The sequence below is a fragment of the Actinomyces radicidentis genome (genome assembly GCF_001553565.1).
GTDB lineage: Bacteria > Actinomycetota > Actinomycetes > Actinomycetales > Actinomycetaceae > Actinomyces > Actinomyces radicidentis.
This window is the reverse complement of the sequence record NZ_CP014228.1, coordinates 1,602,468-1,628,272: the sequence shown is the minus strand read 5'-3', so window position 1 is coordinate 1,628,272 and position 25,805 is coordinate 1,602,468. Positions and strand designations below refer to the sequence as shown.

Annotated in this window: 23 protein-coding genes; 3 read left to right on the top strand and 20 right to left on the bottom strand. The window is 74.2% G+C overall.

The genetic code is table 11. The features are described from left to right. Positions 1 to 33 precede the first annotated feature (33 nt). From AXF14_RS06835 to AXF14_RS06820, 5 genes are all read right to left on the bottom strand, one after another. On the bottom strand, positions 34 to 879 hold the full coding sequence (locus AXF14_RS06835) for an aldo/keto reductase (protein ID WP_084355429.1): 846 nt from the start codon (positions 877 to 879) through the stop codon (positions 34 to 36). Between the two features lie 469 nt (positions 880 to 1,348). Next, positions 1,349 to 1,609, bottom strand: a complete 261-nt coding sequence (locus AXF14_RS14475; RefSeq protein ID WP_236755331.1) for a hypothetical protein — start codon at positions 1,607 to 1,609, stop codon at positions 1,349 to 1,351. Then, positions 1,606 to 2,109 carry a DedA family protein gene (locus tag AXF14_RS06830; RefSeq protein WP_236755328.1) on the bottom strand — a complete coding sequence of 168 codons (504 nt, stop codon included), beginning with the start codon at positions 2,107 to 2,109 and terminating at the stop codon, positions 1,606 to 1,608. The genes AXF14_RS14475 and AXF14_RS06830 overlap by 4 nt, the downstream gene beginning before the upstream one ends. Positions 2,110 to 2,216: 107 nt before the next feature. Then, entirely contained in the window at positions 2,217 to 3,218 is a 1,002-nt protein-coding gene (locus tag AXF14_RS06825; protein ID WP_067941916.1) for an NADP-dependent oxidoreductase, read from the bottom strand. A gap of 172 nt (positions 3,219 to 3,390) precedes the next feature. Further along, a complete protein-coding gene (locus tag AXF14_RS06820; protein ID WP_084355428.1) occupies positions 3,391 to 5,067 on the bottom strand; it encodes a lysine--tRNA ligase in 1,677 nt (558 codons plus the stop codon). 181 nt (positions 5,068 to 5,248) lie between these two features. Here AXF14_RS06820 and AXF14_RS14470 point away from each other — a divergent pair, with 181 nt between their 5' ends. After that, positions 5,249 to 6,160: a hypothetical protein gene (locus AXF14_RS14470; protein ID WP_236755326.1), complete on the top strand. Its 912-nt coding sequence runs from the start codon at positions 5,249 to 5,251 to the stop codon at positions 6,158 to 6,160. A gap of 299 nt (positions 6,161 to 6,459) precedes the next feature. Here AXF14_RS14470 and AXF14_RS06810 read toward each other — a convergent pair whose 3' ends face one another. The 9 genes from AXF14_RS06810 to folP all read right to left on the bottom strand — a co-directional run bounded on the left by AXF14_RS06810 (position 6,460) and on the right by folP (position 15,046). Continuing rightward, positions 6,460 to 6,897 carry a GNAT family N-acetyltransferase gene (locus AXF14_RS06810; RefSeq protein ID WP_067941914.1) on the bottom strand — a complete coding sequence of 146 codons (438 nt, stop codon included), beginning with the start codon at positions 6,895 to 6,897 and terminating at the stop codon, positions 6,460 to 6,462. A gap of 68 nt (positions 6,898 to 6,965) precedes the next feature. Then, positions 6,966 to 7,430: an aspartate 1-decarboxylase gene (gene panD / locus AXF14_RS06805; RefSeq protein ID WP_067941912.1), complete on the bottom strand. Its 465-nt coding sequence runs from the start codon at positions 7,428 to 7,430 to the stop codon at positions 6,966 to 6,968. Positions 7,431 to 7,642: 212 nt separating this feature from the next. Continuing rightward, positions 7,643 to 8,581 (bottom strand): pantoate--beta-alanine ligase, encoded by a 939-nt coding sequence (panC, locus tag AXF14_RS06800; RefSeq protein WP_067941910.1) that lies wholly within the window; start codon positions 8,579 to 8,581, stop codon positions 7,643 to 7,645. Positions 8,582 to 8,611: 30 nt separating this feature from the next. Further along, complete coding sequence (locus AXF14_RS06795) at positions 8,612 to 9,535, bottom strand: Rossmann-like and DUF2520 domain-containing protein (RefSeq protein WP_150118443.1); 924 nt, start codon at positions 9,533 to 9,535, stop codon at positions 8,612 to 8,614. Between the two features lie 188 nt (positions 9,536 to 9,723). Further along, on the bottom strand, positions 9,724 to 11,523 hold the full coding sequence (locus AXF14_RS06790; protein ID WP_067941908.1) for a PH domain-containing protein: 1,800 nt from the start codon (positions 11,521 to 11,523) through the stop codon (positions 9,724 to 9,726). Then, a complete protein-coding gene (locus AXF14_RS06785) occupies positions 11,520 to 12,059 on the bottom strand; it encodes a PH domain-containing protein (RefSeq protein WP_067941906.1) in 540 nt (179 codons plus the stop codon). The genes AXF14_RS06790 and AXF14_RS06785 overlap by 4 nt, the downstream gene beginning before the upstream one ends. A gap of 85 nt (positions 12,060 to 12,144) precedes the next feature. Continuing rightward, the gene (locus AXF14_RS06780; protein WP_067941904.1) at positions 12,145 to 12,654 is read right to left on the bottom strand and encodes a DUF3180 family protein; all 510 of its coding nucleotides are present in this window, start codon (positions 12,652 to 12,654) and stop codon (positions 12,145 to 12,147) included. Further along, positions 12,654 to 14,171, bottom strand: coding sequence for a 2-amino-4-hydroxy-6-hydroxymethyldihydropteridine diphosphokinase (gene folK, locus AXF14_RS13260; protein ID WP_084355426.1), 1,518 nt, complete (start codon positions 14,169 to 14,171; stop codon positions 12,654 to 12,656). Before folK ends, AXF14_RS06780 begins: the two co-directional genes overlap by 1 nt. After that, positions 14,168 to 15,046: a dihydropteroate synthase gene (gene folP, locus AXF14_RS06770; protein ID WP_067941902.1), complete on the bottom strand. Its 879-nt coding sequence runs from the start codon at positions 15,044 to 15,046 to the stop codon at positions 14,168 to 14,170. Before folP ends, folK begins: the two co-directional genes overlap by 4 nt. 250 nt (positions 15,047 to 15,296) lie before the next feature. Here folP and AXF14_RS06765 point away from each other — a divergent pair, with 250 nt between their 5' ends. After that, positions 15,297 to 16,367 (top strand): zinc-binding dehydrogenase, encoded by a 1,071-nt coding sequence (locus tag AXF14_RS06765; protein WP_067941900.1) that lies wholly within the window; start codon positions 15,297 to 15,299, stop codon positions 16,365 to 16,367. A 132-nt stretch (positions 16,368 to 16,499) separates the two neighbouring features. Here the strand turns inward: AXF14_RS06765 and folE are convergent, their stop codons facing one another. From folE to dacB, 5 genes are all read right to left on the bottom strand, one after another. After that, positions 16,500 to 17,168: a GTP cyclohydrolase I FolE gene (folE, locus tag AXF14_RS06760; RefSeq protein ID WP_084355425.1), complete on the bottom strand. Its 669-nt coding sequence runs from the start codon at positions 17,166 to 17,168 to the stop codon at positions 16,500 to 16,502. Continuing rightward, the gene (gene ftsH, locus AXF14_RS06755) at positions 17,165 to 19,366 is read right to left on the bottom strand and encodes an ATP-dependent zinc metalloprotease FtsH (protein ID WP_084355424.1); all 2,202 of its coding nucleotides are present in this window, start codon (positions 19,364 to 19,366) and stop codon (positions 17,165 to 17,167) included. The genes folE and ftsH overlap by 4 nt, the downstream gene beginning before the upstream one ends. Positions 19,367 to 19,529: 163 nt before the next feature. Continuing rightward, positions 19,530 to 20,084, bottom strand: a complete 555-nt coding sequence (gene hpt, locus AXF14_RS06750; RefSeq protein WP_067941898.1) for a hypoxanthine phosphoribosyltransferase — start codon at positions 20,082 to 20,084, stop codon at positions 19,530 to 19,532. A 39-nt stretch (positions 20,085 to 20,123) separates the two neighbouring features. Beyond that, positions 20,124 to 21,287 (bottom strand): zinc-dependent metalloprotease, encoded by a 1,164-nt coding sequence (locus tag AXF14_RS06745; RefSeq protein WP_236755324.1) that lies wholly within the window; start codon positions 21,285 to 21,287, stop codon positions 20,124 to 20,126. Between the two features lie 17 nt (positions 21,288 to 21,304). After that, positions 21,305 to 22,702 carry a D-alanyl-D-alanine carboxypeptidase/D-alanyl-D-alanine endopeptidase gene (gene dacB / locus AXF14_RS06740; protein ID WP_067941894.1) on the bottom strand — a complete coding sequence of 466 codons (1,398 nt, stop codon included), beginning with the start codon at positions 22,700 to 22,702 and terminating at the stop codon, positions 21,305 to 21,307. 263 nt (positions 22,703 to 22,965) lie between these two features. Between dacB and AXF14_RS06735 the strand changes: the two genes are divergently transcribed. Continuing rightward, the gene (locus tag AXF14_RS06735; RefSeq protein ID WP_067941892.1) at positions 22,966 to 23,466 is read left to right on the top strand and encodes an inorganic diphosphatase; all 501 of its coding nucleotides are present in this window, start codon (positions 22,966 to 22,968) and stop codon (positions 23,464 to 23,466) included. 239 nt (positions 23,467 to 23,705) lie between these two features. On the opposite strand, the gene AXF14_RS06730 is transcribed toward AXF14_RS06735, so the two are convergent. Continuing rightward, positions 23,706 to 25,286 carry a C40 family peptidase gene (locus AXF14_RS06730; RefSeq protein WP_417862767.1) on the bottom strand — a complete coding sequence of 527 codons (1,581 nt, stop codon included), beginning with the start codon at positions 25,284 to 25,286 and terminating at the stop codon, positions 23,706 to 23,708. Positions 25,287 to 25,805: the final 519 nt, after the last annotated feature.

Here is a 25,805-nt window from a genome sequence, read left to right as displayed (position 1 = left end):
AGGGCGACGCTGCGCCGTCGTCGCTCTGCCGGCTCAGCCGCGGGCGTCGAGTCGGGCGAGCTGCTCGTCGGTGAGGCGCACGGAGGCGCAGGCGACGTTCTGCTCGAGGTGCGCCACCGGTGTCGTGCCGGAGATGACCAGGCCGGTCGGGCAGTGCGCGAGGATCCAGGCGAGCCCCACCTGGTTCGGGGTCGCGCCGGTCTCGTCCGCGACGGACTGCAGCACCTCGTCGTCGAGGACGGAGGCGACGCCGGGGAGGACGGCCCGGCCGCCGAGCGGGAAGTAGGGCATCCAGGCGGCTCCGACGGCGGCGGAGCGCTCGGCGAGGGCCTCGTCGTCGCGGCGGATGAGGTTGTAGAAGTTGGAGATCGCGGCGACCTCGTGCCCGGCGGCGAGGGCGGCGTCGAGCTGCTCGGGCGAGACGTGCGAGAGCCCGATCGAGCCGATGAGCCCCTCGCGCCGCATGTCCTCGAGGGCGTCGAGCTGCTCGAGGAGCGGAACCCGCTGGTCGCCCTCGGCGAGGAGACCGGGGGGCATGTCCATGCGGCGCATGAGGACGCCGTCGACGCGGTCCGTGCGCAGGGTCTCGAGGTTGGCCTCGACGGCTGCGCGCAGCTCCTCGGGCTTCTGGGCGGCGGTCATGGGGGCCGGGCCGCCGGGGTTCGGCCGGGCGCCGACCTTCGTCACGAAGAGGACCTCGTCGCGCGAGCCGGAGAAGGCCTCGGCGAGGAGACGGTTCGCGAGGCCGTCCCCGTAGAACTGGGCGGTGTCGTAGACCTCGACGCCGAGCTCGGCGGCTCGGTGGAGGAGGTCGACGGTGCCGGCGGCCCGGGTGGGAACGCCGTCGGAGGTGCTTGAGGGGGTGCTCTGGTCGGTCATGTCAGTTCTCCTGGGTGGTGGCGCCGGCGGTGGTTCCGGTGGACGCCGCGATGCGGGCGGTCAGGCGCGGCAGGAGGCGCTCGGCGTTGCCGTGGTCGACGGCCTCGTGCAGGACGGCGTGGGCGCTCTCCGCCTCGTCCTGCGACTCGTCGCCCCCGCCGAGCCGGTAGGCGTCGAGGCGGGCGGCGAAGCCCGCGGCCTTCTCAGGTGTGACGTAGGGGTTGTCGGAGCCGTGGACGATCCGGTCGGGCTCGACGAGGCCGAGGCCGGGCGAGGCGTCGCCGAGAGCCTCGAGCCAGAAGGGCAGCTGCGGGTGGTGGGTGTCGATGCGGCGGTGCGCGCGCAGCGCCTCCGGAACGGACTCGGTGGAGGGGGGGGCGGGTCTCGGCGATGGACCGGGAGCGCCCGTTCCCCGCCGCTGGCGCGTTGGTGCTGGCCATGCGGCGAGGCTACCCGTGGCACCCGGGTCTCAGCGGTGGGTGCCGACGAGCTCGCGCTCCGTCTGGTCGGCGCGCCCACCGCCGTCCACGGCGGCCTCGGAGCGATCCGCGCCCTCGGCGTCGATGAGGGTCCGCTCGGCCTCGCGGGCGACGCGCCGCGCGGCGAGCCAGCGGCGGGCGGCCGGGATCGCGACCGGCAGCAGCGAGATCGCGATGACGAGCAGCATGAAGCCCTCGATGGACGACGCGATGCCGGGGATACCCCCGAGCAGCACGCCGACGGCGGTCATGAGACCGACCCAGGTGACGGCTCCCGTGACGTTCCAGCCGACGAAGTGGCGGTGGCCCATCCGGCCGTGCCCGCGGCGAAGGGGACGTAGGTGCGCACGACGGGCACGAAGCGCCCGAGGACGAGCGCGAGCGAGCCGTGGCGGTCGAAGAAGTCCTCCGCGGCCTCGAGGCGGTCGGCGCGCAGGACGCGGGCGTCGTCGCGGAACAGCCTGCGGCCGTAGCGCCGTCCGAGGAGGTCGCCGACCTGGTCGCCGGCGATCGCGGCGAGCATGGCGACGACGACGATCTTCCACAGCGCCACCCCGAGGCTCGCGCGCAGCACCGCCGCGGTGACGAGGAGCGAGTCACCGGGCAGGAAGGGGAAGAGCACCCCGGACTCGATGAAGACGACGACGGCGACACCCGCGAGGACCCAAGGGCCGAGACCGGTGAGCAGCGAGGTCGCGTTGAAGATGTTGGTGATGCCGGGCAGGGCTGCCGTGGCGGTGGCCGCGAGCATGGGGCTGCTCTCGTGTCGTACCGGACCGAGCATGCGACCACGGGCTGGGAGCGGGCCCCTGTGCCCGCTGTGGCGCCGCTGAGAGGAGCGGGACGCCCGGGCTCGCCTCAGCGGCGGTCGAGCGTGAGGACGGTCTTGCCGTGGCCACCGCCGTTGTGAGCGGAGGCGAGGGCCTCGGGGAGCTGCGCGAAGGGCAGCTCGCGGCCCACGACCGGGCGGAGACCCCCAGTGTCGACGAGCGCGCCGAGGGCGGCGAGGTCCTCGCCGTCGGGGTGCATGAGGAGGTACTCGTAGCGCACGCCCAGCCTCTTCGCGCGCCGCTGGACGCGGGCGCCGAGGGCGCGCACAAGGACGCCCTTGAGGCCGGTGGCGCCGAGGGTGCGGGCGAGGTGGGCGTCCGGCGGTGTGTTGAGGCCGACGACGAGGCCGCCGGGCCGCAGGACGGTGAGGGAGCGCAGGACGTTCTTCTCGCCGACGCCGTCGACGACGAGGTCGTAGCCGGAGAGGACCTCCGTGAAGTCCTGGGAGTGGTAGTCGATGACGTGGTCGGCGCCGAGGGAGCGGACGAGCTCGGCGTTGCGCGGCGAGGCGGTCGTGGCGACCTCGGCGCCGAGGTGCTTGGCGATCTGGATGGCGAGGGATCCGACGCCGCCGGCGCCGGCGTGGATGAGGACCTTCTGGCCGGCGGTGAGGCGGCCCTGGTCGACGAGGGCCTGCCAGGCGGTCGTGCCGGCGAGCGGGATCGAGGCGGCCTCGGCGTCGGTGAGGGCGGCCGGGGTGGGGGCGACGACGGAGGCGTCGACGACGAGGCGCTCGGCGAAGGCGCCCATGTGGGGATGGTCGGCGCGGACCATGGCCCGTTGGCCGACGGTCAGGCCGGTGACCCCCTCACCGACCTCGAGGACGGTGCCGGCGGCGTCGAAGCCGAGGCGGCTCGGCAGGTGCAGCGGGACGACGAGGCGGACGGTGCCCTTGGCGAGGAGCGCGTCGACGGGATTGACGGAGACGGCTGCGACGTCGATGAGGACCTCGCCGGGGCCCGCGTGCGGGTCGGGGACGTCGGCGAGCACCGGGGCGGCGCCGTACGTGCTGAGGATGTAGGCCTTCACGGGCGGGCCAACCGCGTGGGCGACGTCGGCATTCCGAGCGCTGCCCCTGCGCCGGTCGGGCTGCCGGACGCGACGACGGCGGGACCCGGGAGTCCCGGGCCCCACCGTCGAAGGGGCCAAGCGGGCCGGCGCTGCGACGTCGTCGCTCCGCGCGCGGCCCCGATCGCCGTCGTCAGCCGCGCTTGACCAGCGGGAAGGTGATGGTCTCGCGGATGCCCTGGCCGGTGAGCGCCATGAGGAGGCGGTCGATGCCCATGCCCATGCCGCCGGAGGGCGGGAAGCCCTGCTCCATGGCGCGCAGGAAGTCCTCGTCGACGACCATGGCCTCCGGGTCCCCGTTGGCGGCCGCGAGTGACTGGGCGACGAAGCGCTCGCGCTGGACGACCGGGTCGGCGAGCTCGGAGTAGGCGGTGGCGAGCTCGAAGCCGCGCACGTACAGGTCCCACTTCTCGGTGAGGCCCGGACGGGAGCGGTGGTAGCGGGTCAGCGGGGAGGTGTCCTCGGGGAAGTCGCGCACGAAGGTCGGCTCCCACAGGTCGTTGCCGACGGTCTCCTCGAAGATGTCCTCGACGACCTTGCCGGCCACCTCGTAGTCGTCGACCTCCAGGCCGAGCTTCTCGGCGATGGCGACGAGGTGCTCGCGCGGGGTCTCGACGGTGATCTCCTCGCCGACGGCCTCGGAGACGGAGCCGTAGAGATCGATGGTGGGCCACTCGCCCGACAGGTCGTACTCGCTGCCGTCCGCGAGGGTGACGACCTCGCCGCCCTCGGGCAGTCCGAAGGCGTCGCGGGCGGCCTGCTGGACGAGGTCGCGGGTCAGGTCCGCCATGCCGTTGTAGTCGGAGTAGGCCTCGTAGGCCTCGAGCGCGGCGAACTCCGGGGAGTGCGAGGAGTCAGCGCCCTCGTTGCGGAAGTTCCGGTTGATCTCGAAGACGCGGTCCACACCGCCGACGACGGCGCGCTTGAGGTAGAGCTCGGTGGCGATGCGCAGGTAGAGATCCATGTCGTACGCGTTCATGTGCGTGACGAAGGGTCGCGCGGCGGCGCCGCCGTGGATCGGCTGGAGCATCGGGGTCTCGAGCTCGAGGTAGCTGCGGCGGTGGAAGCTCTCGCGCAGGGAGCGCATGACCGCGGCGCGGGTGCGGACCATGTCACGGGCGGCGGGCCGCGTGAGGAGGTCGAGCTCGCGGCGGCGCACGCGCTGCTCCTCGGACAGGGAGACGGACTCGCCGTCCTGGTTCGTCCAGGTCTTGGGCAGCGGAAGGAGGGCCTTGGAGGCGATGCGCCATGCGGGGACCTCGACGGCGTCGTCGCCGAGCTCGGGGAGCTGCTCGGCGTCGTGGCCGGAGACCAGACCGGTCTCGGCGAAGACGGAGAGCTCGCCGCGGCGCGAGGAGATGACGCGGCCGTGGACGAAGAGGTGGTCGCCGAGGTCGACGTCGGACTTGAAGGACTTCAGGCTCGTGTGCCCCTCGCCGGGGAGGGACTTGGCGGAGACCATGGCCTGGATGGTGGTGCCGGCGCCGTCGGAGAGGGTGACGAAGCAGAGCTTGCCGGAGGAGCGCAGGTAGACGACGCGGCCCGCGAGGCCGACGACGTCCTGGGTCTCCTCGCCGGCCTCGAGGTGCGCGTACTGCTCGCGGACGGCAGCGATCGTCGTGGTGACGGGGAGGGTGACGGGGTAGGGCTCCCAGCCCTCGGCGCGGAGCCGCTCGCGCTTGGCGGCGCGGATCTCGAACTGCTCGCCGGGGCCCGGGTCCTGCTTCGCCTGCTTCTGCTTCTGGGGCTTCTCAGCGGGGGCGGCGGACTCGGGAGCGGGGGTCTGCGGGTTCTCAGTCGCGTCAGTCACGCGCCGGATTCTACCGGCGCTCCCGGGCCGATCCCGCGGCCGGCCGCGAGGGATGGGACACCACCGCGGTCCCCTCGGCGCCGCCGGGTCGGGCTCCACAGGGTGTTCCCCTGCCACGGAGCCTCGTCACCCTGTGAGTGCCACCGGACGTCCGCACCGGTGATCACTCATCGTCTTCGGCATGGACGCACTCACCGACGACGACCTGAGCCTTGTGCTCAGGCGGCTCGACCTCGTCAACGGAGTCGCGCACGACTCCGAGGTTCTCCTCACGGCGCGCGACCGGGCAACCGCCGCGGCGGCCGTCGCGGCGGGAGCGCTCCTGCGCCCGGCGCCCGGGCTTCTCACCGTCCCGGAGGCGGACCCGCGCACGATCAGGGCGCGATCGGTCGGCGGGCGGCTGACCTGCTGCACGGCGGCCGCAGTCATGGGCTGTCCGACCTGGCACCGGCACGACGAGGTCCACGTGGTGGTGCCGAGGAACCGGGCGCTCCGGTCGAGCGGGCGGCGCGACCTCTCGGGGCTCCGGATCCACCGGCGTGACGAGGCGACGCCGTGCACCGTCGATGGGTTCCCGCTGCACGCGCCAGCCGAGGTCGCCGCAGCGTGCCTGCGGTGCCTCGACGAGCTCGACGCGCTCTGCGTCGTGGACGCGATGCTCAACCGGGGTCACGCGAGGCGTGAGGAGATCGCCGACCTCCTCACGGGCCGCTACGACGCGTCGGCCCGGGCGCGCCTGGCGCGCGCCGACGAGCGCGCCCGCTCCCCGCTCGAGACGCGACTGCGCCTCGTCCTGCGCTCGGCCGGACTCGGTGTCCGGACGGGAGTCGCGCTCGAGGGTGTGGGCGAGGTCGACCTCCTCGTCGAGGAGTGGCTCATCGTCGAGACGGACGGCTGGGAGTTCCACCGGAGTCGGGAGCAGTTCATCAAGGACCGCCACCGCGACCAGTCCGCGTTGGCACGCGGCTTCATCCCGGTCCGGCTCACGAGCGAGGATCTCCGCCTTCCCGACGACGAGCTCGTGTCGATCGTGGTGGGAGCGATGACGGGCGTTGCACACTCGAGCAGGATGCACCTGCCCGGAATCGGCTAGATCTCTGCGGTCCCCTCTGTGACGTCTGAGGTGGCACCGGCCTCCCGTGTGCACTGACCCGACACCTGCACACGGGAGGCACTGGTCGCCTCAGGGGTCGCACGCGCGCACCCGTCACGAATCGGCAGGAGCACCGGGATCGTCACCTGTCCAGGGCGCCGTTCCCCGTCACTCCCGTGTGCGTCCTACCCAGAGGCGGGGTGTCGGGCGCTGTCGGACGAGCGCAGCCCCGGGTGACCGCGGTCCCCTCACCGACGAGCTCAACCGGGAGGCCGTCCTGCCCCGCCCGGGCAGTGGCCTCAGGGCCGCAGGCGGAGGTGGAGGAGCAGGTAGGGCCGGCCGGCCTCGTCCGTCTCGCTGCGGCCGACCGCCTCGAGGCCGCGGCGGAGGTAGAAGGCGAGGGCGGCCGGATTCTGCTCATTGACGTTGACGCGGGTGACGGCGTGCTCGCGCACGGCGCGGACCAGGAGTGCCGAGCCGACACCGGTGCCGTGCTCGGCGGCGTCGACGAAGAGCATCTCGAGCGCGCCGTTGAGGACCCCCGCGAAACTGAGGACCCGCCCGTCCGGGGCCTCGGCGACGAGGAGCTCCACGGCGGGGAGGTAGTCGGGGGCGAGGCACGCCTCGATGCCGTCGCGGTCCGCCACGGCGGGGAAGTCGTGAGTGACGTCGACGGCGCTGCGCCAGACGCGGACGAGGGCCGGGTGGTCCTCGACGCGGCCGGGCCTGATCCTCACGGGGGCGGGGCGGGGGCGCTGGGGCTCACAGCGCCTCGCTCACGGCCACGGGACGGGCGGCGGCGCGCTCAGGCGCGGACCTCGGCGAAGGGGATGCCGGAGGAGCGAAGGCCCTTCAGTCGCGCGACGTCGCCGGCGATCCCCTCGGTGGGGACCTGACCGGGCTCGTCGGTGAGCTGGACGGGGCGGTTGTGCTCGTCGACGAAGACGACGTGCGGGGCGTAGGTGCGGGCGGTCTCGTCGTCGAGCTGGGAGTAGCCGATGAGGATGACGACGTCGCCGGGGTGGACGAGGTGGGCGGCGGCGCCGTTGACGCAGATCTCGCCCCTACCGCGCTCGCCGGGGATGACGTAGGTCGACAGGCGGTTGCCGTTGTCGCAGTCGCAGATGTCGACGCGCTCGCCGGGCAGGAGGTCCGCCGCGTCGAGGAGGTCCGCGTCCACCGTGATCGAGCCGACGTAGTCGAGGTCGGCCTGGGTCACCGTGACGCGGTGGATCTTCGAGGTCATCATCGTGCGGGTGCGGGAGCTCATCGCCCACAAGCCTAGGGGCTGGGGCGCGGAGCCACCGCGTGAGGTCGGCGACGCCCGGGCCCGGCTGCTCCGGCCGATACGGCTGACACGATCTGCGTGAATGGACGGGACGCGCGCTCCGATCGTGCGCGGGAGCCGCAGCATCCCGGGGCTCGGCACCGCGGCGGGCACCGCCCGGCCACCGTTCCGTGCAGATCGTGGCAGTCGGGCCCTCAGCCGAGGCTGATGAGCGCGTTGTCGATGAGGCGGGTGGAGCCGACGCGGGCCGCGAGCGCAAGGAGGACCTCGCCGCTCGTCACGGCGACCCGCTCCCCGGGCAGACCCAGGCCGGCGCCGGCGACGTCGACGAAGGTGACCGGGTCGACGGCGGCGACGTAGTCGACCTCGACGCCCGGTGCGCTCGTGAGCAGGTCGAGGGCGGCGTGGCGGACCCCGGCGGCGTCGGCGCCCGCGGCGGCGGCCTGGCGCCCGGCCTCGAGGGCGCGGGACAGGGCGAGGGCCTGCTCCCGCTCGGCGTCGGAGAGGTAGGCGTTGCGCGAGCTCATCGCCAGGCCCGACTCCTCGCGGCGGATGTCGACGGGCACGACCTCCACCGGGACGGCGAGATCGCGGACCATGGCGGAGACGATGGCGAGCTGCTGGGCGTCCTTGCGACCGAAGAGCGCCCACCGCGGCTGGGTGAGGTGCATGAGGGTGAGGACCACCTGGAGCACGCCGGCGAAGTGGATCGGTCGGGTGGCGCCCTCCAGGACGGTGGCCATGGGGCCCGGGTCGAGGCGGACGCTCGGCTCGCCGTCGGGGTAGATGACCTCGGGGGTGGGCGCGAAGACGACGAGGCGGCCGACGGCGAGGTGGCGGGCCTCGCCGGTGAGGGTGGCGGTGAGGCCGTCGACGTCGGCCTCGAGGGTGCGCGGGTAGGCGTCGAGGTCCTCCCCGGCGGCGAACTGGAGGGGGTTGACGAAGATGGTGACGACGACGGTCCCATCGGCTCCGACGCGGCGGGCGGCCTCTGCGACGAGGTCGAAGTGGCCCTGGTGGAGGGCGCCCATCGTCATGACGACGGCGCGGGGCGCGGTGTCGGCGTCGAGCGCGGCGGCGAGCTCGGCGCGGGTGCGGGCGAGGGTGACGGGCTGGTTCTGCGTGGTGATCACGGGCGCCAGGCTAGTCGCGCCGAAGGGCCCTCACTCGCCGATGGCCTCGCGCAGGGCGCGGACCTGGTCCTCGCGGAGCCGGCCGGTCGCCTCGCGGCGGTCGACGGTGGCGGCGGCGAGCGCCCGGTACGTGGCGACGACGTCGGCGAGCGGGCGCCCATCCTCGTCGCGGAGCCCGGCGAGGGCCGTGAGGTGGCTTCGCACGGTTCCGGCGTCGCCGCGGGAGACGGGGCCGGTGAGGGCGAGATCGGCGCCGTCATCGAGGGCTCCGTCGAGGGCGGCGGTGAGGAGCGGGCGCAGGGTGGCTCCGCCGTCCTCGACGCCGGCGGCCTCGAGGGCGCGCACGGCCTGGCCGACGAGGGTGACGAGGTGGTTGGCGCCGTGGGCGAGGGCCGCGTGGTAGGCGGGGCGGGCCTCCTCGGGCAGGACGAAGGGCTCGCCGCCGAGCTCGACGGCGAGGGCCTGGCCGACGGGCAGGAAGGTGGGCGGGGCGGTGACGGCCATGGGGCAGCCGGTGAGGCGGGACAGGTCCATCGACCAGCCGCTGAAGGTCATGGCGGGGTGCAGGGCGATGGGGATGGCGCCGGCGGCCTGGGCTGGGGCGAGGACGCCGACGCCGTAGCGGCCGGAGGTGTGGACGACGATCTGCCCCATCTGCCAGGCGCCGATCTCGGCGAGGCCGGTGACGAGCCCGGCGAGCTCGTCGTCGGGGACGGCGAGGAGGACGAGCTCGGCGCGGCGGACGATCTCCTCGACCTCGAGGAGGGGGACGCCGGGCAGGAGCATCTCGGCGCGCTCGCGGGAGGCCTCGGAGACGGCGTGGACGCCGATGAGCTGGTGCTCGACGCTGCGCAGGGCGGAGCCGAGCACGGCGCCGACGCGGCCGGCGGAGATGACGCCGACGCCGAGGCGCCCGGGCCGGCCGGGACCGGGGATGGCTGCGTGGTCGCTCATGGGCGCGATGCTCTCACGCCGAGATCGGGACATGTTCACTCCGAGATCGGGACATCGTGCACGCAGGGAGCGGCGTGCTGCGCGGCACGGGGCTAGGTCCCGATCTCGAGGTCAGGATGTCCCGATCTCGCTAGTCGGCCGGCGGCTGGGACGGGGCGGGCAGGGCTGCGGGACGGGCGGCGGAGGGATCAGGCCACGCGCTCGAGCCAGCGGTCGAGGCGCTCCTCGTGACGACGGCGCAGGGCGCGCTCGGCGATGACCCGCTCGATGGCGGTGAGGTCGTCCCGGTCGAGGTTGGAGATCTCGGCGGGGACCTTGCTGTCAACCATGTCGAGGTGGAGCTTGCCGAGGCCGCGGCGCCGGGCGAGGGGGCCCTCGTGGACGGAGAGGGACTGGATGCGCTCGTAGGGGATGACGCCCGTGCGCCGCCAGAACCGGCCGAGCCGGAGGACGACGCAGGTGTCGGTGAGCCAGATCCCCTCGTGGCGCCAGGCGATCGGCGAGAAGATCCGCGCCCGCTCCGGAACCCTGATGAGGCCGCGCTCGGGGGCGCCCACTGGCGCGCCCGGGTCTCCGACGCCGTCGTCGCCCGAGCCGCCGAGGACGGCGTCGAGGAGGGCGTCGGGGTCGGTGGTGCCGAGGTCGGGGGCGACGAGCCAGAGCGCGCGCTCGGCGGTGTCGCGGTCGCCGACAGGCAGGAGGACGTTGACGCCGTTGTCCTCGACCCCGCCGGAGGAGGACACCTCGGCGGAAGTGCGGCCGGCGACGTCGACCTCGACGCGCCACCAGTCGGGTCCGCGCCAGAAGGGGCCCTGCTGGAGGCTCACGCCGTGGACGCGGCCCGGCGGGAGGGTCGAGGAGGTGTCGGCGGTGAGGCCGAAGCGGGTGCGGATCCCGGCCGGGGTCGCGGCGGCGCGGAAGCCCCATCCCTTGTTGAAGCGGGTCCAGACGGCGCCGACGAGCGCGAGGGGTCCGACGAGCGCGGGCAGGAGGCCGACGAGGTCGGTGCCGTCGTCCTCGAGGAGGAAGGCCGCGAGGGTCCCGCCGACGGAGGCGAGGATGACGAGGACCACGAGGAGCGTCGTCCCCGAGCGCAGGGTGGAGCGCAGGAGGAGGCCGGTGTCGACGGCGTAGAGCGGGCGCTCCTCGCGGGCCAGTCCGGTGAGGCGCTCGCCGGTCGCGGCGTCCTCGAAGCCGAGCGGGGCGCGGGCGGCGGAGGTCTCGCCGGCGGCGTCCGGGCCGTCCGGGCCGCCCGCCGGAGCGCCCTCTGCGGTGACGGCGCCCGGCGCGGCGGTGGCGCTCCCGGCGGCTCCCCCGGGCTCGCCGTCGGGCTGCGCGGAGGGCACCGGTGCGGGTGCGGGAGCGGGCGCCTGGGCGCCCGCGGCGAGGTCGAGGATCCCGTCGCGCAGCTCCTCGAGGTCACCGGTGCGCAGGTACCCGATGAGGACGCGGGAGTCGCCGCCGCCGGCGACCTCGACCCTGAGCTGGCCGAGGCCGAGGATGCGGCCGAGCAGCGGGTGGACGACGTCGACGGACTGGATGCGGGGCAGGCGGGCGATGCGCAGCTGGCGGGTGAGGACGCCGCTTCGCATGTAGACGGCGTCGCGGTCGACGGCGTAGGTGCGCATCCGCCACGACAGCCACAGCCCGAGCGCGGTAAGCGCGACGATGAGCCCGGTGACGGTGAGGGTCCACAGGATCGCGCCGTGGGAGAGGTCGACGCCGTGCTCGCGGATCGCCTGGTAGGCGTCGATGGCGGTGTCGAGGTTCTGGACGGTGACGATCGCGAGGACCGCGGTGATGATCTTCCAGCCCTGGAGGAGCGGGGTGACGGGGTGGAGCCGCTGCCAGGTGACGCCCTCGGGCAGGGCGATGTCGCGGTTCTCCCTGGCGGCCGCCCTGGCGGCGGCGCGCTGCGCCGATCGGTTCCGGCGCCGCTCCTCGCGGCCGGGCGCCGCGGCGCGCGAGGGCTGCTGCTCGGCGCTCACAGTCCGGCCATCCTCTGCTCGCCGCGCTCGGAGAGGATCCGGCGCAGCCGCTCGGCCTCCTCGACGGGCAGGCCGTTGATGGTGGCGTCGGTGGAGGCGGCGGCCGTGTGGAGCTTGACCTCGGCGATGCCGAGCCGGTGGGCGAGCGGTCCCTGGGAGGTGTCGACGAACTGCATGCGGCCGTAGGGGACGACGCTCATGCGGCGGAACATGATGCCCTTGCGCCACAGGAGGTGGTCCTCGGCGAGGGCGTAGCCCATGGCGCGCACCTGCCTCGGGACGAGCCAGAGCTCCCACAGGAGCAGGACCGCGCCGACCGCGGCGCCGATGTGGAACCAGGGGCTCACGAGGAGGCCGAGTACGGCGAAGACGATGATGACGACGGCGTCCCAGCCTCCGTTGAGGAGGAGCCGGGCGGTGACGAGGCGCGGCGAGACGGGGCTGAAGGCGATGCCGTCGGGGTCGAAGGGGCCGGCGTCGGGCGCGACGGTCGCGTCGGCGGCGCTGGGGGCGGTCATGGGGTCAGGGGCGCTCATCGGGTGGTGCTCCTCGGGTTCGGGTGGGTCCACCGTCTCACGGGCGGTCCCGGCAGCTCCTCCCCCGTCAGGACGAGACGCGGTCTCAGGCGGGTGCGCCGCCGGGAGGAACCGAGCCGCCGGACCCGCCGCGCCCCTTGGTGCCGTCGTCGTCGTCGTCGGACATGTCGATGGCGCACCAGTGCTCGACGAGCAGGCCGACCGCGACCCACACGGCGCAGGCGAGGAGGCAGCCGACCGCGGTCCAGCCGAGGCGGGTAAGAGCCGACGCCGCGGGGTTGGCGAGGACGACAACGAGCTGGCCCGCGTAGGCGCCTCCGAAGAGGGACCCGACGACGGCGGAGGCCTGGGCGGCGCTCGCCGTCGTCGCGGCGCCGGTCGGCGTCATCCAGGTGGGTTCGTGGGCGCGCAGGCGCCGCACGGCGAGGCCCGCGGCGAGGACGACGACCGCGATGACGAGGGCGACGACGCCGCCCCACGGCGCGAGCTCGGGCACCCAGCCCTGGCGGCGCAGGAGGAGGTCGGTGACGACCCAGCTGAGGACGCCGGTCGCGAGGGTGCACGCGAGGACGGTCGTCCAGCGCGTGCGGCGCATCAGATCCCCTGGCTCTCGGGCCCGTCGGCCGGGGCGGGCGCCGACTCCGCCGAGGGGGCGGGCGGGGCGACGTACTGGCCGGTGGGCAGGGCGGGCAGGTGGTCGGAGTCGATCCAGTCGAGGGCGAGCCAGCGCACCCCGTCACGGTCGGGGGCCTCCTCGGCGAGGGTGGCGACGACCTGACCGCCGAGCTCGGCGAAGGGGTCGGCCTGGGACCACGGGACGAGGACGAAGGCGCGCTCGGCGGCCCGCGGGTGCGGGAGGGTGAGCTCGGCGTCGTCGCTGGTGACGCCCTCGTAGTCGACGAGGTCGGCGTCGAGGGTGCGCGGGCCCCAGTGCTCGGTGCGGACGCGGCCGGCGGCGTCCTCGAGCTGGTGGCACAGGTCGAGGACCTCGCGCGGCGAGAGGCTCGTGCGGGCCAGGACGACGGTGTTGAGGTAGTCGGGCTGCGGGGCGGACCCGGGGTCGGTGAGGGCCTGGGTGCGGGCGAGCGGGGCGACGGCGGTGACCTCGACGCCCTCGGTCTCGCGGAGGGTGGCGACGGCCTGGCGCAGGGCGGGGACGACGCCGCCGACGTTGCCGCCGAGCGCGATGACGACCTCGGCGGGGCGGCCCTCGGGGCGGGCGTCGAGCGGGTCGACCTGCGGCTCCGCCTCCTCGGGCTGCTCGGTCTCGGGGGCGGCCTCGGCGGCGGCCTCGTCCTGGGGGGCGATCTCGAAGGCAGGGGGCTCCTCGGTCTCCGCGTCGTCCTGCTCCTCGGTCGCGTCGGCGGGCTCGACGTCGTCGGCCTCCGTGGCGCGCTCGGACTCGTCGGCGGCGAGGCTCGCGGCGGCGAAGGCGGCCGCGGCGGCGGCGGCACCGCCCGTGGGCGCGGCGACGGGGGTGGCCGCGAGGGCCGCGGCGGCGAGCTCGGAGTCCTCGAGCCCGGCCTCGGGCGGGGCCTGTGCGTCGGCGTCGGCGACGTCACCGGCGGTCTCGTCGGCGCCGGGCTCGTCCGCGGTCTCGGGGAGGCCGGCCGCGGCGGCGGCCTCGTCCTCGGCGGAGGGCAGCGGCGCGGGCGGCACGGCCGCGGGCGCCGGGGCGGCGGCGGGGGCGGCGGCGCTCGCGCCGTCGTCCTCCCACTCGGTGTCGGCGGTGCGCAGGATGGAGACGGCGACGTCGTCGAAGGCGACGGTGAGCGGCGCCTGCGGCTTGTGGACGGTGACGTGCGCGGACCGGACGCGGTGGTGGGCCAGGGCGACGTCGGCGACGCGCTCGGCGAGGGTCTCGATGAGGTTGACGGGCTCGCCCTCGATGACCTCGATGACCTGGCCGGCGATGACGGAGTAGTCGACGGCGTCGTCGAGGGAGTCGGTCTGGGCGGCGACGGCCGTCCCGCGCTGACCGAGGTCGAGGACGAGGTCGACGCTGAAGAGCTGCCCCTCCTGGCGCTCGGAGGGAAGGACGCCGTGGTACCCGCGGGCGGACAGGCCGGTGAGCCAGATCCTGTCGCTGCTGGAGTGACTCGGGTGGGTCATCGTGGTTCCTTCCAGAGGGAGGCGGTGCGGACGGCGTCCCGGTTGGCCGGGACCTCGTGGACTCTCACGGCCCAGGCGCCGGCGAGGGCGGCGAGGGCGGTCGTGGCGGCCGTGACGTCGTCACGGGCGAGGGGCTCAGCGGCCACCTCGGGGGTGACGGCGCCGGCCAGGAAGCGCTTGCGGGACGATCCGATGAGGACCGGCAGACCGAGGTCCTCGCGCAGCCGGGCGGTGGCGGCGAGGAGCTCCCAGGACTGGGGGTGGGTCTTGGCGAAGCCGAGGCCGGGGTCGACGACGAGCTGCTCGTCGCGCACCCCGGCGGCGCGCAGGCTCGTGAGCCGCTCGCGCAGCTCGGCCTCGACGCCGCCGACGACGTCGCCCGCGTAGTCGGTGAGGCCGTTCATGGTCTCGGGGTTCCCGCGCCAGTGCTGGCAGACGTACACGACGCCGGCCTCGGCGACGAGCGGGTGCATGTCCGGGTCGGCCAGGCCGCCGGAGACGTCGTTGACGATGACGGCGCCGGCCTCGACGGCGGCTCGGGCGGTGGCGGCGTGGATCGTGTCGACGGAGACGGGGACCCCCTCGGCGGCCAGGGCGCGGATGACGGGGAGGACGCGCTCGCGCTCCTCCTCGCTCTCGACGCGCTGGGCACCGGGGCGGGTGGACTCCCCGCCGACGTCGACGAGGTCGGCCCCCTGCGCCAAGAGCTGGCGGCCGTGGGCGACGGCGAGGTCCGCGGTGGCCCAGCGGCCGCCGTCGGAGAAGGAGTCGGGGGTGACGTTGACGACCCCCATGACGAGGGTGCGTCCGGCCGCGGAGGGCTCGGTGAGGATCGCCGGCAGTGGTGCCGGGACGAGGGCGTCGACCGCATTCACCGCCCCAGGGTATCGGGGCGCCCCCGTTCTGTAACCCCGCGCGCGCCCGGGCGGGCCCTCGCGGAGCGTGAACGCGGCGCCCGGACCGAGGCCGGAACGCGACCCACGATACGACCCCGTACTCGCGTCCGCGTTCCTACGATGGCTGCGTCGGTGGCCGGCACGGTGCCGGCCCGGCCGCGGTCGGGCTCCCGCACCACGGAGCCAGCTCCCCACGGCCGAACGCTGCTGATGACAAGGACGTGATCACATGACCGGCACCCAGTCCCCTGCTCCCGGGATGATGCTCGCCGAGCGCTTCCACGCCGACGGACGGCGCGTCGAGGTCGAGGAGGTTCCGATCCCCGAGCCCGGCCCCGGCCAGGTGCGCATCAAGGTGGCCTACTGCGGGATCTGCCACTCGGACCTGTCGCTCATCCACGGCGCCTTCCCGCACGAGCTGCCCGTCGTCACCCAGGGCCACGAGGCCGCCGGGACGATCGACGCCCTCGGCCCCGGCGTCACCGGCTGGGCCGTCGGCGACCGCGTCATCCCCTCGGCGGGACGCCCCTGCCTCAAGTGCCGCCGCTGCCAGCGCGGCGACTTCACCGCCTGCCTCAACCTGCGTCTCATGGCCTTCGCCTACGACGGCGGCTGGGCCCAGTACACGGTCGCCAACGCGATGGGCATGACGCGCGTTCCGGACGAGGTCGACCTCGAGCAGGCCGCCATCCTCGCCGACGCCGTCTCCACGCCCTTCGGGGCCGTCGTGCGCACCGGCAAGGTCCACCCCGGCAACGCCGTGGGCGTGTGGGGCCTGGGCGGCGTCGGCACGCACATCATCCAGCTCTCCAAGCTGGCAGGCGCGGTGCCGATCATCGGCGTCGACCTCAACGAGGAGTGCCTGGAGCGCGCCGAGCGCCTCGGCGCCGACCACGTCTTCCGCGCCGACGACCCGAACCTCCTCGACTCGATCACCGCGGCGACCGGCGGGCGCATGGTCGACGTCGCCTTCGACGCCGTCGGCATCCACTCGACGCTCCAGCAGGCGGTCGCCTCGCTCGACAACTACGGGCGGGTCGTCACGGTCGGCATGAGCGCCCAGGACATGAACCTGGGGACCTTCCTCGAGTTCAACCTCAAGAACAAGCAGGTCCTGGGCCACCTCGGCTACAAGACGCAGGACATCGCGATGCTCGCCGAGATGCTGCGCTACGGGCGCCTCGACCTCACCGAGTCGGTGAGCGAGGTCGTGCCGCTGCGGGAGATCCGCACGGGCATCGAGCACCTGGAGAAGAAGGTCGGCAACCCGATCCGCATCCTCGTGGACCCGTGGGCCTGAGCGCCCCCGCCGGGCCCGTCCGCCCGCACCGGCACGACGGGTCGGGGACGACGACGGCGCCGGCGTCGGGAGCGATCCCGTCGTCGGCGCCGTGGCGCGTGGGGCTCGGGGCCGGTGCCCGCGAGCCGTGGGTCAGGAGCGGCGGCCGAGGATGAGACTCATGGCCTCGGAGCGGGTGGCGGCGTTGCGCATCTGCCCGCGAACCGCGGAGGTGACGGTGTTGGAGCCGGGCTTGCGGATGCCGCGCATCGACATGCACAGGTGCTCGGCCTCGACGACGACGAGGACGCCCCGCACGCCGAGGCGGTCGACCATGGCGTCGGCGACCTGCGACGTGAGCCGCTCCTGGACCTGGGGCCGCCGGGCGTAGCCCTCGACGAGCCGCGCCACCTTCGACAGGCCCGTGACGCGCCCGCCCTCGCTCGGGATATAGGCGACGTGGGCGACGCCGTGGAAGGGCAGGAGGTGGTGCTCGCACACGGAGTACATGGGGATGTCGCGCACGAGGACCATCTCCTCGTGACCGACGTCGAAGACCTTCTCGACGTGGGCGCCCGGGTCCTCGGCGAGGCCGGCGAAGATCTCCGCGTAGGCGCGCGCCATGCGGTCCGGGGTCTCGACGAGCCCGTCGCGGTCGGGGTCCTCGCCGATGGCGACGAGGAGGTCGCGCACGGCCCGGCGCACGCCGTCCGCGTCGTAGGGGCGGAGGGCCGGGGCGTCCTCGGCTCCGACGGTCGCCCGCGTCTCACCGGGGCCGGGGCGCTCGGCGGAGTCGCGGGCCGGGCTCGTGCCCTCGCTCATGCGCGGGGGCCGGAGGCGCCCAGGTCCGAGCCGTCCTGCTGGGAGGGCGGGTTCGGCAGGCCCGGCTGGATCGGGGTCTCGGGCTCGAGCGGGGCGGGGGCCTCGACGGAGGCCGGGGCGTCGGTATGCTCGCCGTCGTCGGCCCGGCCCGCGCGGGCGGCGTCGTGGCGGCCGAGCGCCTTGGAGCCGGAGAAGTACTCGCCGGCGGCGATGGCCTCGTCCATGACGAGGGTGTCGTCGCTGCGCCACAGCGGGCGCGCGGGCTGCTTGACGACGGGGGCGAAGATCCGCTCGAGGTCCTTCTCCAGCAGGGTCTCCTTCTCGAGGAGCTGTGTGGCGAGGTCCTCGAGGACGGCGCGGTTGCGGGTGAGGATCTCCCAGGCCTCGCGGTGCGCGGCGTCCATGAGCTCGCGGACCTCGGCGTCGACGGAGGCGGCGACGGCCTCGGAGAAGTCGCGGTTCGTGGCGGACAGGCCCAGGACCGTCTCGTTCTCGGTGGTGCCGAGCTTGACGGCGCCCACGGAGCGGGTCATGCCGAAGTCGGTCACCATCTTGCGGGCGGTGCCGGTGGCCTTCTCGATGTCGTTCGAGGCGCCGGTGGTGGGGTCGCGGAAGACGAGCTCCTCGGCGGCGCGGCCGCCCATGGCGTAGACGAGCTGGTCGAGGAGCTCGTTGCGGGTCGTGGAGTACTTGTCGTCCGCGGGCATGACCATCGTGTAGCCGAGGGCCTTGCCGCGCGGCAGGATCGTCACCTTGGTGACCGGGTCGGAGTAGGCGCCGGCGGCGGCGCACAGGGCGTGCCCGGCCTCGTGGTAGGCGGTGACGGCCTTCTCGTGGTCGTTCATGACGCGGGTGCGCTTCTGAGGCCCGGCGATGACGCGGTCGATCGCCTCGTCCAGGGCGCGGTTGTCGATGAGTTGCGCGTTGGAGCGGGCGGTGAGGAGGGCGGCTTCGTTGAGGACGTTGGCGAGGTCGGCGCCGGTGAAGCCGGGGGTGCGCTTGGCGACCTGCTTGAGGTCGACGTCGCGGGTCATCGGCTTGCCCTTGGCGTGGACGCGGAGGATCGCCTCGCGACCGTTCATGTCCGGGGCCTCGACGCTGACCTGGCGGTCGAAGCGGCCGGGGCGCAGGAGGGCGGGGTCGAGGACGTCGGGGCGGTTGGTCGCGGCGATGAGGATGACGTTGGTGGAGGCGTCGAAGCCGTCCATCTCGACGAGGAGCTGGTTGAGGGTCTGCTCGCGCTCGTCGTGGCCACCGCCCATGCCGGAGCCGCGGTGGCGGCCGACGGCGTCGATCTCGTCGACGAAGATGATGGCGGGGGCGTTCTCCTTGGCCTGCTCGAAGAGGTCGCGGACGCGGGAGGCGCCGACGCCGACGAACATCTCGACGAACTCCGAGCCGGACATCGAGAAGAAGGGGACGCCGGCCTCGCCGGCGACGGCCTTGGCGAGGAGGGTCTTACCGGTTCCGGGCGGGCCGTAGAGGAGGACGCCCTTGGGGATCTTGGCGCCGACGGCCTGGAACTTCTCGGGCTCGGAGAGGAACTCGCGGATCTCCTCGAGCTCCTCGACGGCCTCGTCCTCACCGGCGACGTCGTCGAAGGTGACCTCGGGCATCTCCTTGTCCGCGACCTTGGCCTTGGACTTGCCGAAGCCCATGGCGCCGCCGCGGCCGCCGGAGACGCGGCCCATCATCCACCAGAAGAAGGCGATGAACAGGACCATCGGGAGGAAGAGCTGGAGCATCGAGGACCACCAGCTCGTCGTCGGGACGACGGAGTCGTAGCCCTGGGAGGGGTTGGCCGCCTGGACGAGCTCGTTGACCTGCTCGGCCTGCGCCTCGGTGTAGGTGAACTGGACCTTCTTGCCGAGGTTCTGGGCGGACTGGCCCTTCTTCTTGGGCTGCTGCTCGTAGCCGCTGGACAGGTCGAGCTCGACGCGCTGGGTGCCGTCGATGACGGTGACGGACTCGATGGTCTTGGCCTGGTTCTTGAGCAGGTCGATGCCGTCGGAGGTGTCGATGCTGCGGTAGCCGGAGGCGGTGGAGAGCAGCGCCCAGGCGAGCAGGGCGAGGACGACGAAGGGCGCGATCCACACGAGGGGGTTGCGCAGGGCGCCGCGCTTCCTGTCCCGGCCGCCGTCCCGGCGCCCGGGTCCCCGGGAGGGTCGGCTGCTGCCGGGGTGCGTGTTGTTGCTCATCAGCGGTGGATCCCTTCGCGCGTCTGACTGCCAAACGGTAGCCGAAAGGCCGCACGGCGCGCCGCGAGCGGCGTCACGGTTCGCCGGGGGCGTGGCGGCGTCACGGAGGGGCCACCGGCGTCGCGCGCCGGCCGGTGCGCGCACGGGCTCCGGCCGGGAGGGCTCAGCCCCCGTAGACCTCGGGGCGGAGGGTGCCGATGAAGGGGAGGTTGCGGTAGCGCTCGGCGTAGTCGAGGCCGTAGCCGACGACGAACTCCGTGGGGATGTCGAAGCCGACGTACTTGACGTCCACCTCGACCTTGGCCGCCTCGGGCTTGCGCAGGAGGGTGGCGATCTCGACGCTGGCGGCGCCGCGGCTGGAGAGGTTGCCGACGAGCCAGGACAGGGTGAGGCCGGAGTCGATGATGTCCTCGACGATGAGGACGTGGCGGTCCGTGAGGTCCGCGTCGAGGTCCTTGAGGATGCGCACGACGCCGGAGGACTTGGTTCCCGAGCCGTAGGAGGACACGGCCATCCAGTCCATGGGGGCGGAGCGGTGCAGCCGGCGGGACAGGTCCGCCATGACGTAGACGGCGCCCTTGAGCACGCCCACGAGGAGGATGTCCTTGCCCTCGTAGTCGGCGTCGATCTGGGCCGCCATCTCGTCGAGGCGCTGGCCGATCTCCTTCTCGGTGATGAGGACCTGCGCGAGGTCCTCCCCCATGTCAGCGGCGTCCATGTCGTGCCTTCCTGCGGGTGCGGGTACGTCGGGATTGTGTCACGCGGCGGGCGGCCGGGGTAACCGCTGCCGGCCCCCGGCCAGGACGCGCTCCTCCCAGGCCTCGGGCGCGGCGAGCTCATCCGGTCGGGGCAGGTTCTCCGGTGCGGCCCACGCGGCGGCGAGACCCGCGGTTCCGGCGTCGGCGAGGACGGCGCGGACGAAGGCGGCGCCGTCGGCGTGCTGGGAGCCCTTGGCGCGCACCCCGGTGAGGCGGGCGAGGGCGTCGGCGAGCGCGCCGGACCGGGCCGGGCCGACGACGGCGCGCAGCCGGTGGACGCTCCCAATCTCCTCGGGCCCGACGGAGTCGAGGGCGGCCTCGGCGTGGCCCTCGAGGAGGGCGAGCGCGGCGGAGAGGGCGGCGGCGCGCTCGCGAGCCCCGCCCGTGTCCCGCGCGGCGGCGGCGCGGACGACCTCGGCGACGGCGTCGGCGAGGTGGGCGGCGAGCCAGGGCGCGGCGGCGAGCTGGACGGCGTGGACGGTCTCGTGGAGGGCGACCCAGTGGGCGAGGTCGGCGAGGTCGAGGTCGTCGCGGCGGGCGAGGGCGAGGACGTTCGGGGCGACGAGGAGGATCCTCGGGGCGCGGACCGCGCCGTCGGGGGCGTCCGTCGCGGCCGCGGGGTCCGGAGTCGCGGGGAGGACCTCGCCGAGGAGGCGGGTCGAGACGGCGCCGAGGGCGGTGGCCGCCTCCGTGGCGGCGAGCCCCGGCCCGGCGACGGCGCCGGCGCGCCGTGCGAGCGCCCGTCCGGCGCCGAGCACGGTGCTCGCGGCGCGGCGGACCGACGGACGCGTGCCAGCGGCCCCCGCGCTCACCACGTCCTGCGCGCTCGCCGGCCCGGTGGGGCTGGTCCGCGCGTCCTCGGGGGTGGTCGATCCGGGGGCCGGCACGAGGCGGCGGAGCGAGTCGACGGCGGCCCGCCGAGCGGCGTCGCGGTCGACGACGCGGACGTCGAGCGACCGTCCCACGGCGCGGGCTTCGCGCTCGAGGCCGGTGAGGGCGCCGACGCGGGCGGGGGCCTCGGCGGCGGCCTCGTGGAGGAGTGAGACGAGGGCGGCGCGCTCCGGTGCGCTCGCGCGAGGCCCGGGCGGCGTGGCGGCGCGGGCCAGGCGCAGGGCGCGCTCCCAGTCCACCGGGGAGCCGGAGGCCTCCGCGGGCTCCGGCACGTGCTCCGCCACGGCCCTCAGCCCTGGCAGCCGCAGTCGGCGAGCGGGCCGATGAGGTCCTGGTCCATGGCGACACGGGCGTTGCCCAAGCCTCCGGACTCGAAGCCCTCGATGATGACGGAGAAGGCGAGGAGGCGCCCGTCCCTGGTGACGACCGTCCCCGTGAGGGAGGAGACCTGGTCGAGGGAGCCGGTCTTGGCTCGAACGGTCCCGGCGCCGACGGCCCCGTTGAAGCGGTCGTCCAGCGTGCCGTCGAGGGCGCCGACGGGGAGGTCCCCGATGAGGGTGCGGCCCACGGTGCCGCCGTCGGAGCCGGCGGCCCGGGCGATGACCTGCGCGAGGAGCCGGGCGGGGACCTTGTCCGCCTTGGCCAGGCCGGAGGAGTCCTTGAGGACGAGGCCCGAGGTGTCGAAGCCGTCCTCCTTGAGCTGCGCCTCGACGGTCGCGGCGGCGCCCTCGAAGCTGCCCTCGTTGCCTGCGGCGACGGCGGCGACGTGCCCCTCGACCTCGGTCATGGTGTTGTCGGAGGCCTTGAGGGAGACGGCGAGGACGTCCTCGAGCGGCGCGGACCTGACGGAGGCGACCTCGGCGGCGCCGTCGGGGGCGGCAGCGCGGGAGAGGTCGCCGTCGACGGTGATGCCGGCCTCCTCGAGGTGGGTGGCGAAGGCCTGGGCGGCCTCCATGGCGGGGTCGGCGGGGTAGCCGGCGCCCTCGGTGATGGCGCTCACGTCGATCATGATCGGCTGGACCGGCGCGACCCAGGCCTCGTTGCCGGACTCCCAGCCGTCGTTCCACGTGGGCCCGGAGAACATGGTGTCGTCGAGCCGGACGGAGACCGTGGTGACACCCTGGGCCTTGAGCGTCTTCGCGGCGGCGCGGGCGAGGTCGCCGAGACCCGCGTGGCCGGCCGTGGCGGAGGCGTCGCCCTTGTCGGAGGACAGGAGGACGTCGCCGCCGCCGACGAGGGTGAGGGTGCTGCCGTCGAGGACGGCGGAGGTGGTGAGGCGGTGGTCGGCGCCGAGCACCTGGAGGGCGGTCCATGCGGTGAGGACCTTGTTGGAGGAGGCCGGGGTGAGGGCCTTCGTGCCGTCGTGGTCGAGGAGCTCGTCACCGGTGGCGACGTCGATGATGGAGACGCCCGTCGTCGCGCCCTTGATGAGGTCGTCGGCGGCGAGGTCGTCGGCGTAGGAGGCGAGGGCCGCCTTCGAGGGCGCGGCGGCGTCGGCGTCGAGGCCGGCCACGGTGGGCGCGGTGCCCGCACCGGCCTCCGCGGTGGGGAAGGCGGCCGCCGTCGGGCCGGCGGGTGCGGTCGTGAGGAAGCCGGGGGCGACGTCGAGGGCGTCGGCGAGCCCGTAGAAGCCGCCGGCGACGACGAGGGTCGCCGCGGTGAGTCCTGCGATCGTTGCCTTGCGCACGGGGCCTCCGGGACGTCGGGGACGGTGTCGGGGCCCGTGGTGCGGCGTCAGACCGCCTCCGCGGGGACGCCGCGGGGGCGCGCCCTGACCGCCCGTTGGGGCGAGTCGGCCGCGGGGAGGGCTCTCGTGCGCCACACTAGTGCCATTGCGGCCAGCCCTCCCGACGCGACGCCGCGGCCCGTCGGCGCCCCGGGGCGACGACGGCGAGGCAGACCGACCGGATCGGGAGACGGCCGGAGACGACATTCAGAAGGAGACTTCCCGTGGAGTTCGACGTCACCATCGAGATCCCCAAGGGCAACCGGAACAAGTACGAGGTGGACCACGAGACCGGTCGCATCAAGCTCGACCGCATGCTCTTCACCTCGACCCGCTACCCCGACGACTACGGGTTCATCGACGGCACGCTCGGCGAGGACGGCGACCCGCTCGACGCCCTCGTCCTCCTCGAGGAGCCGACCTTCCCCGGCTGCCTCATCCGCTGCCGCGCCCTGGGCATGTTCCGCATGCGCGACGAGAAGGGCGGCGACGACAAGGTCCTGTGCGTCCCCTCCGCCGACCAGCGCGCCTCGTGGCGCACCGACATCGAGGACGTGAGCGAGTTCCACCGCCTCGAGATCCAGCACTTCTTCGAGGTCTACAAGGACCTCGAGCCCGGCAAGAGCGTCGAGGGCGCCCACTGGGTGGGGCGCGAGGAGGCGGAGGAGGAGATCCGTCGCTCCTACGACCGCGAGCAGGAGCGCATCGCCCGCGAGGGCCACTGAGCCGTGCGCGGGGGCCGGCGCTGAGCGCGCCTCCGCCAGGACGAGCCGGGAGGGGCCGCACCGTGACCGGTGCGGCCCCTCCCGGCTCGTCCGCGGGTCCCGTCCCGAGCGCCCCGGGGACGCGCCGACGCCGTCCGGGCTGCTGCAAGAGGGGCGGCCGGACGGCGTCGGAGGACCTGAGTGGACGGTTCAGATCCTGTTCTCGGGAACGGAAGCGTTCACAGGATCGGGGAGGCGCCTCAGGGGCGCACGGCGTAGGGCATGATGCCGCCGCCGTAGGAGAGGCTCGTGATCCGCACCGTCATGCCGACGTTCGGCGCCTCGATGACCTGGCCGTCCCCCAGGTAGATGGCGACGTGGTAGATGCCGGCCTGGGTGCCGTTGTGCGACCAGAAGATGAGGTCGCCCGGCTGGGCCTCGGACAGCGGGACGGCCGTGCCCTGGCCGTACTGCACGCGCGAGGAGTGCGTGAGGTACACGCCGGCCTGCTGGTAGGCGAGCATCGTGAGGCCCGAGCAGTCGAGGCCCGAGTAGGACTCGCCGGCCCAGACGTAGGGGACGCCCAGGTAGGACTGCGCCGCGCTGATGGCGGTGTCCGCCTTGTTGGCGGAGGCGGCGGCCTGCGCCGCGGCCTCAGCGGCGGCCTGCTGCTCGGCAGCGGCCTGGGCGGCCGCCTCGGCGGCGGCCTGGGCCGCGGCCTCCTCCTCCGCCGCCTTCTGCGCGGCGGCCTGGGCCGCGGCCTCCTCCTCCGCCTTCCGCTGCGCCTCGGCGACGGCAGCGGCCTCGGCGTCCGCGGTCGCCTTCGCGTCGGCCTCGGCCTTGGCGCTGGCCTGAGCGTCGGCATCGGCGTCAGTGGTGGGCTCCTGGGTCGCCTCCTCAGTCGGCTCGGCCGCGGCCTCCTGGGCGGCCTCCTCGGCGGGGGCGGCGCTGGCCGACGGCGTGGCCTCGGACTCGGCGATCTGCCCGTCCTTGGCGGCCTCCTGGGCCTTGGCGACCTCGTCCTTGGCGGCCTGGGTCTGCGCAGCCTTCTCGGCGGCGGCCTTGGCGGCGGCCTCCTCGCGGGCCTTGCGCTCGGCCTCGAGCTGGTCCTGGTACTTGGTCTCGAGCTCGGTGGTCGTGTTGCGCTGCTCGGCGAGCTTGGTGATGAGGCTGGAGCGCTCGGTCTCGGCGGTCGTCACGGCCGTCTCGGCGTTCGTCGCGGCGGTCTCGGCCTTGGTCTTGGCGACGGCGGCGTCGTCGGCGGCCGTCTTCTTCTCGCTGACCTTCTGGTCGGCGATGGACTGCATCGTGTCGGCGACGGCCTGGAGGGCCTCGACCTTCTGGACCTCGGCGTCGGTGTTCTCGCCGGCACGGGTCAGGGCGACGTCGTTGTCGGAGACGTCGCCCCAGGAGTCGGTCGACAGGTACGGCGTGAGGGCGTTGAGGGCGCCGTCGCCGTCCTGGTAGGTCTGCACGACGACCTGGCCGAGGTCGCTGCGGGCGGCCTCGGTCTTCTTGGCCGCCTCATCGGCGTTCGTCTGGGCCGTCGCGGCGTCCGCCGTCGCGGCGTCGAGCTCGTCGAGCGCGGTGAGGTAGTCCTCGTTGGCGGTCTGGGCGGCCACCTGCGCGTTGTCCGAGTCGACGCTCAGCTGAGCGATCTGGGCCTCGAGGTCGGCGATGGACGACGACGTCGTCGCCTCGTTCGCCTTGGCCTGGTCGATGTCGTCCTGGCTCACCGGGTCGGCTGCGGCGACCGGTGTGAGGGTGGCTGCGAGCACGACGGCCGCGACGAGCGCACTGGTGCGCGCGGTGCCGCGGTCGAGTCGCGTACGGGAAGGCAGGCTCACAAGTCCTCCGTGGTGCTACGGCGCGTCGCCTTGACGGACGCGCTTCCTGGTTGGAAGGCACATTAGTCACACGAACCACATCACGAAACAGAATGAACAGCATTCACAGCTGCACCAGCCGTTGCGAATACCCCTCAAGCCTCAGGAATCCCTGACAACACGCCGAGATTCCCCGGATGTGAGTCGTCTCACGACACCGGTGTCATTCCGGAGGAGAGGGTCGAGCGGCCCAGCATTCGGCCGGACGGAGGACACCGGGCGGGACGCCGGGTAGGGTCCAGGCCATGCCGACCGTCCCGACCGGCGCCCCGAGCGCCACCCGTCGAATGCCCCGCTGACGCGCACGCCGCCGCAGCCCGGGCACCCCGCACGCGGCCCACGTGCACGTCCGCCGGACCACCCCGGCCCCCCTCCACTGGGACGCGGACGGCGCACCCCGACAGGCACGCCCCGCCGCGCAGACGCGCGAAGCACCGTCGGCCCGCGTCCCCTCGACGACGAAGGACGCACGCA